We start from the raw sequence: 16,343 nt of genomic DNA on the forward strand, positions 1-16,343 counted from the left end.
CCCGTCTCTTGCGTAAAACGACGCCATGACAATGGCGTCCGCCCCGAAATCGATCCCGCAATCCGGCCCACTCTCCCCGGAGGCCAACCAGGCTGCCGCGCTCGCCGCCTTCGGCGGCGTGCTGACCGTCGATCTCGATGCAATCATCGCCAATTGGCGCAAGCTCGAGAAGACCGCGGTGCCGGCCGAATGTTCGGCGGTGATCAAGGCCGACGCCTATGGCTGCGGCGCCGAGCAGGTGTCGCGCGCCCTGAGCAAGGCCGGTTGCAAGACCTTCTTCGTCGCCACCATCGAGGAAGCGCGCAAGGTGCGCGCCGCCGTTCCGGAGCCCACGATCTACGTGCTCGGCGGCTATTTCCAGAACACCGGCGAGCACTACGCCAAGATCAATTGCCGTCCGGTGATCGGCGATCTCAACGAACTCGCCGAATGGGACGTGTTCTGCCGCCGCACCGGCTGGAACGGTGGCGCCGCTGTTCACATCGACACCGGCATGAACCGGCTTGGGCTGACGCTTTCGGAGGCGCAGGCTATCATCCCCCGCATCAACGCCGGCGATCACGGCATCACGCTGGTGATGAGCCATCTGGTCTCGGCCGAGCAGCTCAACAGCCCGATCAATGCCAGACAGCTCGCGACCTTCCGCAGCATCGCCAGTGAGTTCACAGGCGTGCCGGCGGCGCTCGCCAACTCCTCCGGCATCTTCCTCGGCGCGCCCTTCCAGTTCGACCTGGTGCGCCCGGGAGCTGCGCTCTACGGCGTCAACCCGACGCCGGAGGCCGACAATCCCATGCAGCAGGTCGTCGACCTCAAGGCGCGCATCGTGCAGATCCGCAGCATCGAGCGCGGCGAGACCGTCGGCTATGGCGGCACCTGGACCGCGCGGCGGCCGACGAAACTGGCGATCATCGCGGTCGGCTATGCCGACGGCTATTTCCGCGCCGCCAGCTCCAATGACGGCACCCGCGGCGCCGATGTCATCGTGGCGGGCAAGCGCTGCCCTGTCGCGGGCCGCATCTCCATGGACCTGATCGCGATCGACATCACCGATCTGCCGCCGAACGCGGTGCGGCGCGGCCACATGGTGACGCTGCTCGGCGAAGGCATCACCGTCGACGAGCTCGCGCACCATTTCGGCACGATCGGCTATGAGGTGCTGACCAGCCTCGGCCGCCGCTATGCCCGCGTCTACAAGGGTGGCAATGTCGAGGAGCCGCTGACAAAGCCGGAGCCCGCCTCGAACGCCGGGCAGCCGCCTTCCCCACCGTCGATCGAACAGCCGTCGGCGTTGCCGCCGCTGCCGAGTTAATCCACCCGCACCTACTTCTTCTTTCTGCTGTCCAGCGCCGTCTTGCAGGTGGCGCTGAGCTGGTCGCGCTTGGCGTTGAGACAGGCGACGATGCCGCCGCCCGGCGCGATGCCGGCGCAGAATTTGTCGTAGTCCGCCTTGCACGCGCCGCGCGTTTCGGCTGACTGTGCCGTGGCCCCGGAGAACGCGACGATGAAAGCGGTAGCGGCAAAGCTCAACTTGGACATTGTATCTCCGGGGACGAATGGCAGAGCCGGTAGCTCTAGATGAAGATCGCGACATTCAACATCAACAACATCAACCGCCGCCTGCCCAATCTGTTGGCATGGCTGCGAATGGCGAAGCCCGATGTCGTCGCGCTTCAGGAGTTGAAGGCAAGTGATGGCGAATTTCCGGCGGCCACCATCGAAAGGGCCGGCTATGGCGCGGTGTGGCGTGGACAAAAGACCTGGAACGGCGTCGCCATCCTCGCCCGCAACGCCGAGCCCGTGCTGACGCGCGACCGCTTGCCGGGAAAGCCTGCCGATCTCGAAGCGCGCTACATCGAGGCCGCGGTGCGCGGCGTCATCGTCACCAGCATCTATCTGCCCAACGGCAATCCGCAGCCGGGACCGAAATTCGACTACAAGCTCGACTGGTTCGCGCGGCTGCGGCGCCACGCCAAGACCTTCATCAAGCAGGACCTGCCGGTGGTGCTCGCCGGCGACTACAACGTCGCGCCCACCGAGATCGACATCTATCCGACGCGCTCATGGGACAAGGATGCGCTGATCCAGCCGAAGAGCCGCGCAGCCTTTGCCGCGCTGGTCGAGCAAGGCTGGTGCGACGCGATCCGCGAGCTGCATCCGGACGAGCGCATCTACACGTTCTGGGACTACAAGCGGAACCGCTGGCCGCGCGATGCGGGCCTGCGGCTCGACCATCTCCTGCTCAGCCCTGCCCTCGCCCCGCGCCTCGCCAAAGCCGGCGTCGACAAGAATATCCGCGGCGAGGACGGCGCCAGCGATCACGCGCCGGCGTGGGTGGTGTTGCGGTGACCCAAACGCAGTCAGCAGCGGGCCGCCCGATAAAACCTGAAAACAACCCCATGCACAGTAGCTGGCCCCAGTCCGCTCAATGACTTACGGGTAAACCGAAATCAAAGTTGATCCGTCGGGCAAAACACTGGCATGATGTCACCATCGAAGGCGTCCACGTGGCGCCGAGGGCTCTTCAGATCGCCCCTTCATCGGGAATGTTGAGGACGGTGCCGCAAGCCTTGCAATGCACCGCGTCGGCATCGTGCCTCTGGAGCCCGCACGTCGGGCATGGAAACCGCACCTTGTGGGGACTGAGGAGCGCGCGGGCGAGATTGAAGAACAGCGTCACGCCGAAAATCATGATCACGACGGTGATCAGACGACCGAACGTACCCGCCAGCGTGATGTCGCCGAAGCCGGTCGTCGTCAGCGCCGTGACGGTGAAATACAGGGCATCGGCATAGTTCCGGATCTCGTCGTTGCGAAACTTCTGGGTCTCGTAAACGATCCCGGTCATCACGAAGATGAAAACGGCGAGGTTCGTGACGGCGAAGATGACCTCTTCGTTGCGACGAAAGAACGGGGAATCGAGGCGCAGCCTCACGAGCATCTGGTAGTCGCGAAGCAGGCCCAACGTCCGCAGAATCCGGAGAAAGCCGCCCGCCTCGCCGGCAAGGGGTGCCAGGAAGGACACGATCGCAACCATGTCGGCCCAGGTCGCGAGCTGGGTGAATTTTTGAAACGGATGCCGATCGACCAGGAGCCGGGCGGAGAAGTCGGCAAGCAGAATGACGCCGAACAGGACATCGAGCGTCTCGACGATGTCACTGGGCGGCAGGAACGAGGTCGCAATAATGAACAGCACCGTCACGATATCGAAGATGAGCAGCGCATAACGGAAGCGCACGCCGTCCGGCGTTGCGCCCTCGTAAAGGAGTCGGACGTTGCTTTTGAGAGACGTGAGGGTCACTGCACCATGATCGCGGTTTGCACGGATGTTGGCAACTCGGAGCGTGTGCCGCAACCGACGACGTCTGTATAGCTAGAGTGGGCCTCGCGATTAGGAACCCGGACCGCGACGCGGTGTTCAGCTCTCTTTGGGGGCTGAATGCTCAAACCCGACGATTGTCGCAAGCTTGCGGAGCAATATCGAGAGCGCGCGAATGATGCCACATCGGCGAAGCGCCTCGCCAATGTGCTTCTGAGCGTTTCCAACGCCTATCTCGCTCTGGCGAGCCAACTGGAGCTCCTTGCGTCCGTCGAACATCAGGAGCACGCGAGGAGAGCCGGTCGGAACGTTCAAGGCTGAGCCGTCAGACGAAAGATGCAAACCGAGCCGGCGGCGGCGGCATGAAGCCTCATCATTGCGGTGCCCCGCGATCGAGTTCGCCCCGCTGATCCCTCGGAGCGAAGCCTCTTGACCTCCGCGGCCTGGTAAGCATACTGGTCTGACCACGATCAGACCAAGAGACGGGGATGGAGTTCAAGCGAGCCGCCGACGGCGAAAAGGGGTTCGAGAAGGTGTTTGCCTTCCTGCGCGAGCGCCTGCTTACCGGCTCGCTCAGGCCGGGCGACCGCCTGATTTCGGAGCGCGAGCTCGCCACCCTGCTCGGCGTCAGCCGGCCAATCGTCCGCGAGGCGCTGCGCGCCCTCACCGTCCTCGGGATCGTCGAGATCCGCGACCGCATCGGCACCGTCGTGACGCGGCCAGATGTCTCGGTGCTGAACGACTTCTTCACCTTCGCCCTCGCCCAGCAGGCCGACATGCTCGAGGACGTCATGCAGGCGCGCGTCGCGATCGAATGCCAGGCGATCCGGCTCGCCTGCGAGCGCGCCAACATCGCCGATTTCGAACGGCTGCAGCGCGCGCTGACGAAGATCGGCGAGACCATCGACGAAGCCGATGCCGGCGGCATGGCGGATTTCGACTTCCACCGCGCGATCGTCGTCGCCTCACATTCGGAGACGCTGAGCGTGCTGCACGCCTCCATGGCGGGCCTGTTGACACATTCGCATCGCAGCCGCCGCGAGCTGGTGCAGGCCTTCCCGTCGATGAAGACCTACCTTGTCGACGATCACCGCCGCATCTTCGAAGCCCTCATTGCGCGCGATCCCGAGCGCGCGGATGCGACGCTGCGCAAGCATTTCGCCATCGGCGACGAATACCGCAGACGCGCCGTCGTCGGCGACATCGACAAGACCAGTGCCTCGGGCTGATCGCGCACAGCCCTTCAATCAAGACGCCAATCAAACAAGAAACGGACTGACGACATGGGACGGAACGACAAGGGCAAGGTCGGCTTCATCGGCATCGGCACCATGGGGCGGGAGATGGTGCGCAACCTGCAGGCGGCGGGCCACGCGGTCCGCGTCTTCGATCTGAACGAAGCCGCGCTGGCCGACAGCGTCAAGGAAGGCGCGACGCGTGCCAAAAGCCCTGCCGATGCCGCGCGAGGCACCGATATCGTCATCACCATGCTGCCCGACACACCCCACGTCGAGGCGACGATCTACGGCGAGCAGGGCCTGCTGAATTTCCCGCCGCCGGGCAAGCTGATCGTCGACATGAGCACGATCTCGCCGGTTGCCGTTCGTCGCATCCATTCGGACCTGCAGAAGACAGGCGTCGGCTTCATCGACGCGCCGGTCTCCGGCGGGCCGGTGGGCGCCAGGAACGCCGCGCTCTCGATCATGGCCGGCGGCGATGCGGACACGTTCGCCAAGGCCGAGCCGTTCTTCCGCGCGATGGGCACGACCATCACCCATGTCGGCGCATCCGGCGCCGGCCAGACCGTCAAGCTCTGCAATCAGCTGATCTGCGGCATCAACATCCAGGCGATCTGCGAGGCGCTCGCGCTCGGCCGCGCTTCGGGCCTCGATCTCAACCTGCTGCGCCGGGTGCTGCTCGGCGGCTCCGCCGCTTCCTGGATGCTGGACAAGCTCGGCCCCGCGATGATCGCCGGCGACGTCTCCGCGGGCTTCCGGATCGATCTGCAGCTCAAAGACCTTCGCCTGGTGCAGGAGCACGCACAGGCCCTGAACGTGCCCCTGCCCGGCACCGCGCTCGTCACCAGCCAATATGTCGATGCGCGCGCCCATGGCGAAGGCAGCAACGGCAACCAGGCGCTGTTCCGCGTCTATGACCGCATGACCAACCAGACCACCGGCTGACCCTGGAACGATGAGCCTCCAACTCGACTTTCCCGCAGTGCTGGAGCGTTGGCCGAGCTTTCTGGCCGGCGCCGTCCTCACGCTTGAGTTGGCATTCTTCGCGACCGTGCTAGGCGCTTTGCTCGGCACGCTCGCGGCGGTCGGACGCGGCACGCACAATTCGCTGATTGCAGGTGCCTGCAAAGTCTATGTCGAGACCATCCGCAACACCCCGCTGCTGGTGCAGATCTTCCTGGTCTATTTCGGCCTCGCCAGCCTCGGCCTGAAATACTCCGCCTTCACGGTGGCGGTGGCGGCGCTGACCATCAATGTCGGCGCCTATACCGCTGAGATCATGCGGGCCGGCTTCGAGGCGATCCCGCGCGGGCAGATCGAGGCCGCCGAGGGGCTGGCGTTGTCGCGCTTCCAGATCTACTGGCACATCATCCTGCTGCCGGCGGTCGAGAAGGTCTATCCTGCGCTCACCAGCCAGTTCGTGCTCCTGATGCTGGCCTCCTCGGTCTGCTCGCAGATCTCGGCCGAGGAGCTCACCGCGATCGCCAACTACATCCAGTCGGACACCTATCGCGCGTTCGAGACCTACATCATCGTCGCCGTGCTCTACGTCATCCTGTCGCTGGTGATGCGTGCCGGCTTCTGGGGCCTCGGCCTCCTCCTGTTTCCGCGCCGGCGCCGGCTCGGCACGCCGTTGTGAGATGACCATGGGCGGACATCTCAACATCAATCACCTGATGTTCCTCGGCCAGGGCGCGCTGTGGACCATTGGTCTGTCGCTGATCGCGCTGATCGGCGGCGGCATCGTCGGCTTCGTGATCGCACTGGCACGCATCTCGCCGCTGAAATCGGTGCGGCTCGCCAGTGCGATCTATGTCCAGTTGATCCAGGGCACGCCGCTGCTCGTCATCCTGTTCCTCGGTTATTTCGGTCTTGCCGCGATCGGCCTGAAGGTCTCGCCGCTGGTCGCGGCCGGTGCCTCGCTGACGCTCTACGTCGCGGCCTATCTCGGCGAGATCTGGCGCGGCTGCATCCAGTCTGTGCCGAAGCCGCAATGGGAAGCCGCCGAAGGCCTGGCGCTGAGCCGCACCCAGCGCATGGTCAAGGTGATCCTGCCGCAGGCGATCCGCATCGCGACGCCGCCGACCGTCGGCTTCATGGTGCAGATCATCAAGAACACCTCGCTCGCGTCCGTGGTCGGCTTCGTCGAGCTGATGCGCTCGGGCCAGATCGTCAACAACTCGCTGTTCGAACCGTTCGCCATCTACGCCATCATCGCCGTCACCTACTTCGCCATGTGCTATCCCCTGTCGCTGTTCAGCCAGAGGCTGGAACGGCAGATGGGTCGTGGCAGGTCCAACCTCGCGCCAGCCTGACATGCAGCAAAACGCCCCCTCCTCCGAACCGATCGTGTCGCTTCACAACGTGCAGAAGAGCTTTGGCGCGCTCCGCGTGCTCGACGGCGTCTCCTTTGCCGTTGCACGTGGCGAGGTGCTCGCCCTGATCGGCCGCTCCGGCTCCGGCAAGAGCACGGCGCTGCGCTGCATCGACCGCTTCGAGAAGGTCGACGGCGGCCAGATCGTGGTCTGCGGGCATCGCGTCGACCGTCCCGACGTGAACTTGCGTGCGCTACGCCAAGACGTCGGCATCGTGTTCCAGAGCTACAATCTGTTTCCGCACCTCACCATCGAGCAGAACATCACGCTCGCGCCCTGCGCAGTGAAGGGCATGGCGACGTCGCAGGCCAAGGATCTCGCACGAAAAGTTCTGGCGCAGGTCGGGCTGGATGAAAAGCTGCACGCCTATCCCGAGCAGCTCTCGGGCGGCCAGCAGCAGCGCGCCGCAATCGCCCGCTCGCTCGCCATGCAGCCGAAGGTGATGCTGTTCGACGAGGTCACCTCCGCGCTCGATCCCGAACTCACCGGCGAAGTGCTGAAGGTGATCGAACAGCTCGCGGCTGACGGCATGACCATGGTGATGGTTACCCACGAAATGGGCTTCGCCAAGGGCATCGCCGACCGGATCGTGTTCATGCATCGAGGCAAGGTCCACGAGACCGGACCTGCCTCGATCCTGACGTCGCCGACCACGCCCGAACTCACGCAATTCGTGGGGACGGGGAACCTAAAATCATAACATGGAGAGGAGAACCAAGGGATGACCAACAGAATGGTGCTGGGGACTGCCGCCGCGTTGTGCGGCCTCATCATGATGGCGGCAACGCCCGCGTCGGCCGATCTGCTCGACGACATCATGAAGGCGAAGAAGATCCGCATATCGACCGACCTCGCCATCCCGCCCTCGGGCATGATGGATTCCACCATGAAGCCGACGGGCTCCGATGTCGAAGTGGCGCAGATGCTCGCCAAGGATTGGGGCCTCGAGCTGGAATTCATCCAGACCACCGGTGCGACCCGCATCCCGAACGTCCTGACCGGCAAGGCCGACATCATCATCTCGACCCTGTCGGTGACGGCCGAGCGTGCCAAGGTGATCGACTTCACCAAGCGCTATGCGACACTGCAATCCGACGTCGGCTGCCTGAAATCGTCGACCGTGAAGGACTGGCCGGACCTGAAGGACAAGTCGATCGGCGTCTCGCGCGGCACCACGCAGGACACAACCTTGTCCAACATGAAGGACAAGGACCTCAAGATCGCACGCTATGACGACGATGCCACCATGGTGACGGCGGCGGTGTCGGGCCAGGTCGACTGCGTCGGCTCGTCCGCGACAATCATCAACCAGATCGGCGTGAAGAATCCCTCGCGCGTGTTCGAGTCCCGGATTCCGCTGGCGACCTTCGACCTCGCGATCGGCCTGAAGAAGGGTGAGCAGCCGCTGATGGACAAGCTCAACGCCTGGATCACCGAGAACGTCAAGAACGGCAAGCTCAACGCCATCTACAAGAAATTCCACGGCGTCGATCTGCCGGCGGACATGCGCAGCTGAACCACGGGGAAAGACACCGTGACAGCCGCGCGCGGCTGTCACGGTCAATGCAAAGATCAAGAAGGACAAAGAATGCGTCTCGTCATCGGATCCGACCACGCCGGCTGGCCGCTCAAACAGACCGTCATCGACCACATCCGCAAGCTCGGCCACGAGGTCATCGACGTCGGCTCCTATGACGACAAGCCGGTGGATTTCCCCGACATCGCCCGCGCCGTGGCGGCGAAGGTGACGTCGGGCGAAGCCGCGCGCGGCATCATGGTGTGCGGCACCGGCGTTGGCGCCTCGATCGCCGCCAACAAGATGAAGGGCATCCGCGCCGCGGTCTGCCACGACGTCCACTCCGCGCATCAGAGCGTCGAGCATGACGACGTCAACGTCATGTGCATCGGCGCGCAGATCGTCGGCGCCTGGCTCGCTGTCGATCTCGTGTCGTCGTACCTGTCCGCCGAATTCTCCACCGACGAGGATTTCCGCCGCCGCGTCGAGAAGCTGCGCGTCATGGACGAGGAAGGCTGAGGGCTCTCCGCCATGATCCTGGTGTTCGGATCGCTCAACATCGATCTGGTCGCGCAGGTTCCGGTGATTCCAGGTCCCGGCCGAACGGTGCTGGCGCCGTCCTACCGGACGCATTTCGGCGGCAAGGGTGCCAATCAGGCCGTTGCCGCCGCGCGGATCGCCGGGCCTGGACGCGTGAGCATGGCTGGCCGCGTCGGCCGGGACGGATTTGGCGACAGCGCGATCGAGAACCTCAGAGCCAACGGCGTCGATGCCGACCGCGTCATCAGAGCCGACGAGCCGACCGGCTGCGCTTTCATCACCGTCGATCAGGCCGGCGAGAACGCAATCACGGTGGCGAGCGGCGCCAACATGACGGCGCGTGCCGGCGATCTTGCGAGCGAGCTGTTCAATTTGGACACCGTGCTAGTGCTTCAGATGGAGGTGCCCTTTGCGCACGCGCTGGAAGCTGCCCGAAGAACCGCCGCGGCCTCCGGCACCGTCATCTGGAACCTTGCACCCGTTCCGGAGCAGATGACGCGTGAGATGGTCACGGAGGTTCTCGCCGTCACCGACTATCTCCTCGTCAACGAGCACGAGGCGCGCGACGCCGCCACCGCCATCGGCCTGGCGTCCGCCGACTACGAAGCCGCAAGCGCCGGACTCGCGAAGTCCGGCAACCTCACCTGCATTGTCACCGCCGGCGCACAAGGCGCGCTCGCCGTGACGGTGGAAGGCACCCGCCTGCGGGCGCCCGCCCAGCGCATCACGCCGGTGGACACGACCGGCGCCGGCGACACCTTCGTCGGCGCCTTTGCGGCGATGATCAGCGAAGGCGTGTCGCTGCAACGCGCGCTCGAAGTGAGTTGCGAAGCGGCGGCTTTGAAATGCCTCAAGGCCGGCGCCCAGACCGGCATGCCCATGCGCAGCGCGATGGGCTCCCTCGCGTAGGACTGATCGCCCGCATCGCTGCCCGCGGCTAAACTCTCCCGATTCCTGGAGGCTGTTTTGGCCTTTCTCTTCGTCCTCAGCGTCGGCCTCGTCGCCGGCACCATCTCCGGCATCGTCGGCACCGGCTCGTCGATCATGCTGATGCCGGTGCTGGTCTATGCCTATGGGCCGAAGGAGGCCGTGCCGATCATGGCGGTGGCCTCCGTCATGGCGAACTTTTCGCGGATCCTGGCCTGGTGGCGCGAGGTCGATTGGCGGGCCTGCGCGGCCTATTCGGTCACGGGCATCCCGGCGGCGGCGCTCGGCGCGCGGACGCTGCTCGCGCTGCCCTCGCATGCCGTCGATCTCACCATCGGCCTCTTCCTGATCGCGATGGTGCCGGTGCGGCACTTTCTGGCGCGGCACGAGCTCAAGGCCAATCTCTGGCATCTCGCCATTGGCGGCGCGCTGATCGGCTATCTCACCGGCATCGTGGTCTCGACCGGGCCGCTCAGCGTGCCGCTGTTCCTGTTCTACGGCCTGTCCAAGGGAGCGTTCCTCGCCACCGAAGCGGCCTCCTCGCTCGGGCTCTATTTCGCGAAGTCGGTGACTTTCGAGCGTTTCGGCGCCCTGACCGGGGGGGTCTTCATCAAGGGTCTGATCGCGGGCGCCTCACTGATGTCGGGCGCCTTCATCGCCAAACGATTGGTGCTGCATCTGAGGCCGGAAACCTTCCGCCTGCTGATGGACGCGATCATGATCGCGGCCGGGCTCTCGATGCTCTGGACCGCAACGCAGCCGTGACCCAGCCGCTACTCAGACGGCGAATTCGGGGGTGATCGATGGGCCGTCAGAGACGACGCGGCTCGCCACGGCCGGCTGCCCGTCGAGCCATTGCAGCACGGCCTCGAGTGGCTGCGGCCGCTGATAGAGGAACCCCTGCCCGAGCCGCACTCCGATCTCGCGCATGGCCTCCGCCTGCTCGGCGCGCTCGATGCCTTCGGCCACCAATGTCAGTCCCAGCGTGGCGGCGAGCGAGGCGATGACGCCGACAATGGCCTTGTCCTCGGCGCTGTCGGGGATCTCGCTGATGAACGCCTTGTCGATCTTCACCTTGTCGAGCGGAAACCGGCGCAGATGGGCGAGCGAAGAGTAGCCCGTGCCGAAATCGTCGAGCGCGATCGTGGCTCCCAGGCGCCGCAGGCGATGCAGCGTTTCGGAGGCGCTGGCGATGTTGTTGATCAGCGACCCTTCCGTGATCTCGAGCTCGAGCATCGATGCCGCGACACCGAAGCGCGCACAGGTCGCGCGCAGCTCGGCGGCGAGCGAGTGGTCGGCAAGCTCGGACGGCGGCAGATTGATCGCGATCCGGATCTGCGGCCTGCCCACAGCGGCCAATCGCTGCAAGGCCCGGCAGGCATCGGTCAGCACGTAGCGGGTCAGCCGCGCATTGTTCCCGCTGCGCTCGATCAGCGGCAGGAATTCGCCGGGGCCGATCACGCCGTGCTCGGGATGGCGCCAGCGGATCAGCGCTTCCAGACCGACGACCTCGTGGCTGTCGAGATCGACCTGGCTCTGGTACCAGACCTCGAACTGGCCCTCGGCGAAGCCGGTGGGAATTGCGAGCTCGAGATCCCTGCGGCGGCGATAGTCGCGCTGAAGCGCTTCGTCCAGCACGGCGACCGTGCCGGGCGCCTTGCTCTTGGCGTGATAGAGCGCGATGTCGGCGAGCGTCGGCAGATGCGACAGTTCCGGATCGTCGGCGTGGCGCACGGCAAGGCCGATGCTGGCGCGCGGCACCACCTGCTTGTCGTGGAGGCGGATCGGCTCGGAAATAGCATCGAGCACGCGTTGAGCGAATGCGTGCGCGGCCTGCTCGTCGCTCACCTCGGGGCGAATGACGACGAACTCGTCGCCGCCGAGCCGGGCGACCCAGTCCTCGGCTTCGACCGCGCGACGAAGGCGCTGCGAAATCTGGACCAGGAACGCATCGCCGGCCTCGTGACCGAAGGTGTCGTTGATGCCCTTGAAGTCGTCGAGATCGATGAAGCAGAACGCGACCAGCGTATCCGGCGCGCCTCCATTCTGGCTCGTCACGGCGAGGCGCTCGGTCAGGGAGCGCCGGTTCGGCAGCCCGGTGAGCGGATCGTGCGTCGCCATGTGCCCGAGCCGGTCCAGCGCGCCGGACGTCGTGTGCTGCATGGCGTTGAAGGCGCGCGCGAGCTGGCCGAATTCGTTCGAGGACGTGACGTCGGCCGGATATGCCCGTCCGTCCTGCTTGCTGCGCTGGATCGCCGACATCATGGCCGCGAGCGGCCGGCCGATGAAGATGTTGGCGGAAATCCGCATGGCGATCAGGGTCGCGAACGTTGCCAGCAGCCCGACGACGAGCAGCAGCATCAGGCGGCTGCCCGCATCCGCGTACAGCGTCGCACGCGAATAGGCGATGGCGATGCGGCCGGCCTGAACGGCCATATTGCCGTTGCTGTAGTGGATCGGGTGCGAGATTTCGGCGACCGACTGGCCTTGGGGGCGCGCCACCACGCGGGCGATCGCAGCGCCGGTATCGTCATAGACGGCCGCCGCCGCAATGGTCTCGTCGTGCATGATCTCGTTGAGCACGCCCGTGACCTGGTCGTAGCGCATCTTCCAGAGCGGCTCGGCGATCAGCTCGGCCCGGCTCTCGGCGACGCGGGCCATGCGGGCGTCGAGTTGCCTGAGCTGCGACCAGAAGCTCGATGCCTCGACGCCGGCGGAGGCGAGCAATTGCACCAGCAGCAGAACGGGCACGGTGGCCCAGATCATCGCGTGGACGACCGAGCGCAAGCGCGGCGGCGCTGCCTGCTCGTTGCGATCCGGCTCGGTCATCGCCTCATCCTTGCGCATCAGTCGGCAACGCCTTCGGCGACCGGCAGCGACGAGATGAGCGCATCGAGGGAAAAGTCATATTGGCCGCAGCGCCCGGCCTTCGCCCGGAACCGCGCGAAGTCGATCCGGTCGAACGCACGGGTCTTGATGAGGTCGGCGACCGAAGCGAGATTGTCGCGCGTGATCGCCGACGTCTTGACCTCGACGCGGGGCGAGACGGCTGCAAAATCGCAGCCATCGGCATAATCGCGCAGGAGAACGACGGACCAGCCGCCGAGCAGGAAATGCCCGCCATCGGTCAGGAGCATGCGGCCCGCCTTGATCTCGCGCAGCGCATCCTCCGACCAGTTGAGGCCGACCACCTGGATGTTCTCGCCGGGCACGAGGCCGGCGGCGATCGCCGCGCGCAGCGCGCCGAGCGCCATCGGATCGTTTCCGGCCCAGATCCCGGCGGGCCGGATCTGCTTGCGCGCGGCCCAGCTCAGGTAGTTTGCCGTGACCCGCTCGGCCTCGGACTTCGTCCAGTTGGCGAACAGCATGCGGTCCACCACGACGTCGGACGCAGCATCCACTGCGAGCGTGAGGCCGGCGTTGCGGGCGATCGAGGCGGGCGTGGTCTCGTCGCCACCGATGCCGAGAATGTGGATCTTGCCGTCCGCGCTCTGCCATTTCTCGGCACGCGCCGCGGTGATCAGCGCATTGGCCATCCGCGCGCCCGCGGTCTGAAGATCGGTCGTGATGTCGCCGAGCCAGGTCTTGAGCTTTTGCCTCGGCGGTCCAAGGCGCACCGCGTCCTCGCCGATCAGCGTGTTCGAAAGCAGCAGCGTCTTGACGCCCGCGGCTTCGGCCGCCTCGAGGATGGGAACGGCGGCGGATTCCTCATTCGACAGGATGAGGAAGTCGGGCTTGTCGGGACGGGCCACCACGCCGAAGCCGAGCTCCTGCATGGTGCGGTGGTTCCGCTCGCTGGTCAGCACCTCGACATGGGCATCGAGCTTGCGGCCGGCGGCCTGCATGGTCTGCGCGACCATGTCCCAATAGACCTCGCCGGACTTGCCAGGATTGACGAAGACAATGTTGAGCGGCTTGGCGATGCTACCGCCAACGGACCCGAAGACGCCGCAGGCCATGCCCGCCGCGAGCAATATTAGCAGGAATCTCGTCAATTTCGCCGCCCCCATTGGTTCCGAGATTGGACCCACGTCCGCTAAGAATTGGCAAAATCGCACCGGGCACAGCGGCGCAGGGCTAACGAAAGGTATATCTCCCGTGCCGAATTGAGATATTCGAAGCGCCGGCGATCGGCCTGCCAATCCGTGCTATCAGCACATCTGAAACCCGCGACTCGCGCTCCCCATGGCCAAATCCACACTTTCCTTCGTCTGCCAGAACTGCGGCGCGGCCTATAACCGCTGGCAGGGCAAGTGCGAGTCCTGCGGCGAGTGGAATACGCTCGCGGAAGAAGACACCAGCGGCAGCGTGCCGGTGTCGATCCGCTCCAAGCGCAAGGGAAGAACCTTCGCGCTGGAGAGTCTCGCCGGCAAGAGCCCGGATGCGCCGCGCCTGTCCTCGGGGATGACCGAACTCGACCGCGTTACCGGCGGCGGCTTCGTGCGCGGCTCGGTGCTGCTGGTCGGCGGCGATCCCGGCATCGGCAAGTCGACGCTGCTGACGCAGGCGACCAGCCTGCTCGCGCGCGCCGGCCACCGCGTCGTCTACATCTCCGGCGAAGAGGCGGTCGCCCAGGTGCGCCTGCGCGCCGAGCGGCTCGGGCTGTCGGACGCGCCGGTGCAGCTCGCGGCCGAGACCTCGGTCGAGGACATCGTCTCGACGCTCTCGGAGGGCGCGGTGCCCCGGCTGATCGTGATCGACTCGATCCAGACCATGTGGACCGACACGGTGGAATCGGCGCCTGGCACGGTGACGCAGGTGCGCGCCTCGGCGCAGGCGCTGATCCGCTTCGCCAAGAAGACCGGCGCCGCCATCATCCTGGTCGGCCACGTCACCAAGGACGGCCAGATCGCCGGCCCCCGCGTGGTCGAGCACATGGTCGATGCGGTAATGTCGTTCGAGGGCGAAGGCTCGCAGCAATTCCGCATCCTGCGCGCCGTGAAGAACCGCTTCGGACCGACCGACGAGATCGGCGTGTTCGAGATGACCGGTCTCGGCCTGCGCGAGGTCACCAACCCCTCCGAGCTGTTCCTCTCGGAGCGCGACCTCGGCACGCCCGGCACCGCGGTCTTTGCCGGCATCGAGGGCACCAGGCCCGTGCTGGTCGAATTGCAGGCACTGGTGGCCCCGACCTCGCTCGGCACCCCGCGCCGGGCCGTGGTCGGCTGGGATCCGAGCCGGCTCTCGATGGTGCTGGCGGTGCTGGAGGCCCATTGCGGGGTCAAGCTGTCCGGCCACGACGTCTACCTGAACGTTGCCGGCGGCCTGCGCATCCACGAGCCGGCGGCCGATCTTGCCGCTGCGGCGGCCCTGGTGTCATCGCTGGTTAATGCGCAGTTACCCACCGATGCCGTCTATTTCGGCGAAATCTCGCTGTCGGGCGTGGTGCGCCCGGTGGCGCAGACCCCGGCCCGGCTCAAGGAGGCGGCAAAGCTCGGCTTCCAGCGCGCCGTGCTGCCCGAATCGGCACGGGGCGAAGCGGGCGGCGACGCCGGACTGTCCCTGAACGCGGTGAACAGCCTGACGACACTGGTGGCCGAGATCGCAGCGCGGGGCTCCCGCCGGGGCGAATCCAGCGCGCCGGCCGAGAAAAATGCCACACCGGCAAGATTCCGCCGCGGAGAGGGTTAGGTGGAGGTGACGCCGGAGGCCCTCGCCGCTATACAGCCGTCACAAAAGCAGCATGGGATTGCGTGGTTGCGGCCTTGCCGGGAACGCCGTCTGCCCTTCTTTTAGGGCGCGGCCAAGCACCGATTCGCTAGAGCACCTTTGAAGTACGAGCGGACCAGACCAGCCGATGCCAGTAACCATCCTCGACCTGATCCTGCTCGGTGTGATGCTGATCTCGGGCCTGCTCGCGATGGTTCGCGGCTTCATGCGCGAAATCCTGTCGATCGCGGCCTGGGGCGCCGCGGCGATCGTGACGCTGTACTCGTTCTCGAAGCTGCTGCCGACCGCCAAGACCTATTTCAACAACGACACGGTCGCGAGCGTCGTTGTCGTGGCCGGCGTGTTCATCGGCACCCTGGTCGTGGTCTCCGTCATCACGGTCCGGATCTCCGACATGATCCTGGATTCGCGGATCGGCGCGCTGGATCGCACCCTCGGCTTCCTGTTTGGGCTGGCTCGCGGGCTTTTGATCGTCGTGGTCGCGTTCCTGTTCTTCACCTGGCTGGTGCCGGACAAGCAGCGCCCCGACTGGGTCAGCGGGGCCAAGTCCCGCGTCGTGCTGCAGGGAACCGGCGATTGGCTGATGGCCCTCTTGCCTGACGACCCCGAGAACACCATCTTGAAGAGATTCAAGAAAAACAAACCAGATGATGATCAAGCTGAATCCGAGCAGCAGCCTTCGGGCAGTGGCGACGGGTACAGTAAGTCGGCTCGTGACGGCATGAAAAAGCTGATCGAGAAACCTGCGGCGCGTTGATAGG

Annotated in this window: 17 protein-coding genes and 1 pseudogene; 14 read left to right on the forward strand and 4 right to left on the reverse strand. The window is 65.6% G+C overall.

The window, feature by feature from the left end; translation table 11 throughout:
• Positions 1 to 31 precede the first annotated feature (31 nt).
• The gene (gene alr, locus I6F17_RS05535; RefSeq protein WP_036034052.1) at positions 32 to 1,309 is read left to right on the forward strand and encodes an alanine racemase; all 1,278 of its coding nucleotides are present in this window, start codon (positions 32 to 34) and stop codon (positions 1,307 to 1,309) included.
• A gap of 11 nt (positions 1,310 to 1,320) precedes the next feature.
• On the opposite strand, the gene I6F17_RS05540 is transcribed toward alr, so the two are convergent.
• The gene (locus tag I6F17_RS05540) at positions 1,321 to 1,536 is read right to left on the reverse strand and encodes a hypothetical protein (RefSeq protein ID WP_036034055.1); all 216 of its coding nucleotides are present in this window, start codon (positions 1,534 to 1,536) and stop codon (positions 1,321 to 1,323) included.
• A gap of 39 nt (positions 1,537 to 1,575) precedes the next feature.
• Here I6F17_RS05540 and I6F17_RS05545 point away from each other — a divergent pair, with 39 nt between their 5' ends.
• Entirely contained in the window at positions 1,576 to 2,346 is a 771-nt protein-coding gene (locus tag I6F17_RS05545) for an exodeoxyribonuclease III (RefSeq protein WP_225124182.1), read from the forward strand.
• A gap of 175 nt (positions 2,347 to 2,521) precedes the next feature.
• Here the strand turns inward: I6F17_RS05545 and I6F17_RS05550 are convergent, their stop codons facing one another.
• Complete coding sequence (locus I6F17_RS05550) at positions 2,522 to 3,298, reverse strand: potassium channel family protein (RefSeq protein WP_036034060.1); 777 nt, start codon at positions 3,296 to 3,298, stop codon at positions 2,522 to 2,524.
• A 138-nt stretch (positions 3,299 to 3,436) separates the two neighbouring features.
• Here I6F17_RS05550 and I6F17_RS05555 point away from each other — a divergent pair, with 138 nt between their 5' ends.
• The 10 genes and pseudogenes from I6F17_RS05555 to I6F17_RS05600 all read left to right on the forward strand — a co-directional run bounded on the left by I6F17_RS05555 (position 3,437) and on the right by I6F17_RS05600 (position 10,677).
• Positions 3,437 to 3,637, forward strand: a complete 201-nt coding sequence (locus tag I6F17_RS05555) for a hypothetical protein (protein ID WP_225124183.1) — start codon at positions 3,437 to 3,439, stop codon at positions 3,635 to 3,637.
• Positions 3,638 to 3,804: 167 nt separating this feature from the next.
• A complete protein-coding gene (locus tag I6F17_RS05560; RefSeq protein WP_036000760.1) occupies positions 3,805 to 4,545 on the forward strand; it encodes a FadR/GntR family transcriptional regulator in 741 nt (246 codons plus the stop codon).
• 48 nt (positions 4,546 to 4,593) lie between these two features.
• Positions 4,594 to 5,499, forward strand: a pseudogene (locus I6F17_RS05565) (NAD(P)-dependent oxidoreductase); the annotation flags it as partial.
• Between the two features lie 10 nt (positions 5,500 to 5,509).
• Positions 5,510 to 6,193: an amino acid ABC transporter permease gene (locus I6F17_RS05570; RefSeq protein WP_036034066.1), complete on the forward strand. Its 684-nt coding sequence runs from the start codon at positions 5,510 to 5,512 to the stop codon at positions 6,191 to 6,193.
• A gap of 7 nt (positions 6,194 to 6,200) precedes the next feature.
• Positions 6,201 to 6,869, forward strand: a complete 669-nt coding sequence (locus I6F17_RS05575) for an amino acid ABC transporter permease (RefSeq protein WP_225124185.1) — start codon at positions 6,201 to 6,203, stop codon at positions 6,867 to 6,869.
• A gap of 1 nt (position 6,870) precedes the next feature.
• Positions 6,871 to 7,629: an amino acid ABC transporter ATP-binding protein gene (locus I6F17_RS05580; protein ID WP_036000768.1), complete on the forward strand. Its 759-nt coding sequence runs from the start codon at positions 6,871 to 6,873 to the stop codon at positions 7,627 to 7,629.
• A 21-nt stretch (positions 7,630 to 7,650) separates the two neighbouring features.
• On the forward strand, positions 7,651 to 8,445 hold the full coding sequence (locus I6F17_RS05585; protein WP_036034068.1) for a transporter substrate-binding domain-containing protein: 795 nt from the start codon (positions 7,651 to 7,653) through the stop codon (positions 8,443 to 8,445).
• 72 nt (positions 8,446 to 8,517) lie between these two features.
• Positions 8,518 to 8,964 carry a ribose 5-phosphate isomerase B gene (rpiB, locus tag I6F17_RS05590; protein ID WP_036022692.1) on the forward strand — a complete coding sequence of 149 codons (447 nt, stop codon included), beginning with the start codon at positions 8,518 to 8,520 and terminating at the stop codon, positions 8,962 to 8,964.
• 12 nt (positions 8,965 to 8,976) lie between these two features.
• On the forward strand, positions 8,977 to 9,894 hold the full coding sequence (locus I6F17_RS05595; protein WP_225124186.1) for a ribokinase: 918 nt from the start codon (positions 8,977 to 8,979) through the stop codon (positions 9,892 to 9,894).
• A gap of 57 nt (positions 9,895 to 9,951) precedes the next feature.
• Positions 9,952 to 10,677, forward strand: a complete 726-nt coding sequence (locus tag I6F17_RS05600; protein ID WP_225124187.1) for a sulfite exporter TauE/SafE family protein — start codon at positions 9,952 to 9,954, stop codon at positions 10,675 to 10,677.
• Between the two features lie 12 nt (positions 10,678 to 10,689).
• Here the strand turns inward: I6F17_RS05600 and I6F17_RS05605 are convergent, their stop codons facing one another.
• Both I6F17_RS05605 and I6F17_RS05610 read right to left on the reverse strand, forming a co-directional pair.
• On the reverse strand, positions 10,690 to 12,759 hold the full coding sequence (locus I6F17_RS05605; RefSeq protein ID WP_225124188.1) for a GGDEF domain-containing protein: 2,070 nt from the start codon (positions 12,757 to 12,759) through the stop codon (positions 10,690 to 10,692).
• Positions 12,759 to 13,871 carry an ABC transporter substrate-binding protein gene (locus tag I6F17_RS05610; RefSeq protein ID WP_225124301.1) on the reverse strand — a complete coding sequence of 371 codons (1,113 nt, stop codon included), beginning with the start codon at positions 13,869 to 13,871 and terminating at the stop codon, positions 12,759 to 12,761. Before I6F17_RS05610 ends, I6F17_RS05605 begins: the two co-directional genes overlap by 1 nt.
• A gap of 226 nt (positions 13,872 to 14,097) precedes the next feature.
• On the opposite strand from I6F17_RS05610, the gene radA reads away from it, so the two are divergent.
• Together radA and I6F17_RS05620 are read left to right on the forward strand one after the other, a co-directional pair.
• Complete coding sequence (radA, locus tag I6F17_RS05615; RefSeq protein WP_036034083.1) at positions 14,098 to 15,543, forward strand: DNA repair protein RadA; 1,446 nt, start codon at positions 14,098 to 14,100, stop codon at positions 15,541 to 15,543.
• Positions 15,544 to 15,709: 166 nt separating this feature from the next.
• Positions 15,710 to 16,339: a CvpA family protein gene (locus I6F17_RS05620; protein ID WP_036000794.1), complete on the forward strand. Its 630-nt coding sequence runs from the start codon at positions 15,710 to 15,712 to the stop codon at positions 16,337 to 16,339.
• The last annotated feature ends 4 nt before the right edge of the window (positions 16,340 to 16,343 follow it).

The sequence above is a fragment of the Bradyrhizobium sp. NBAIM18 genome, assembly GCF_020193825.1.
Taxonomy (GTDB): domain Bacteria; phylum Pseudomonadota; class Alphaproteobacteria; order Rhizobiales; family Xanthobacteraceae; genus Bradyrhizobium; species Bradyrhizobium yuanmingense.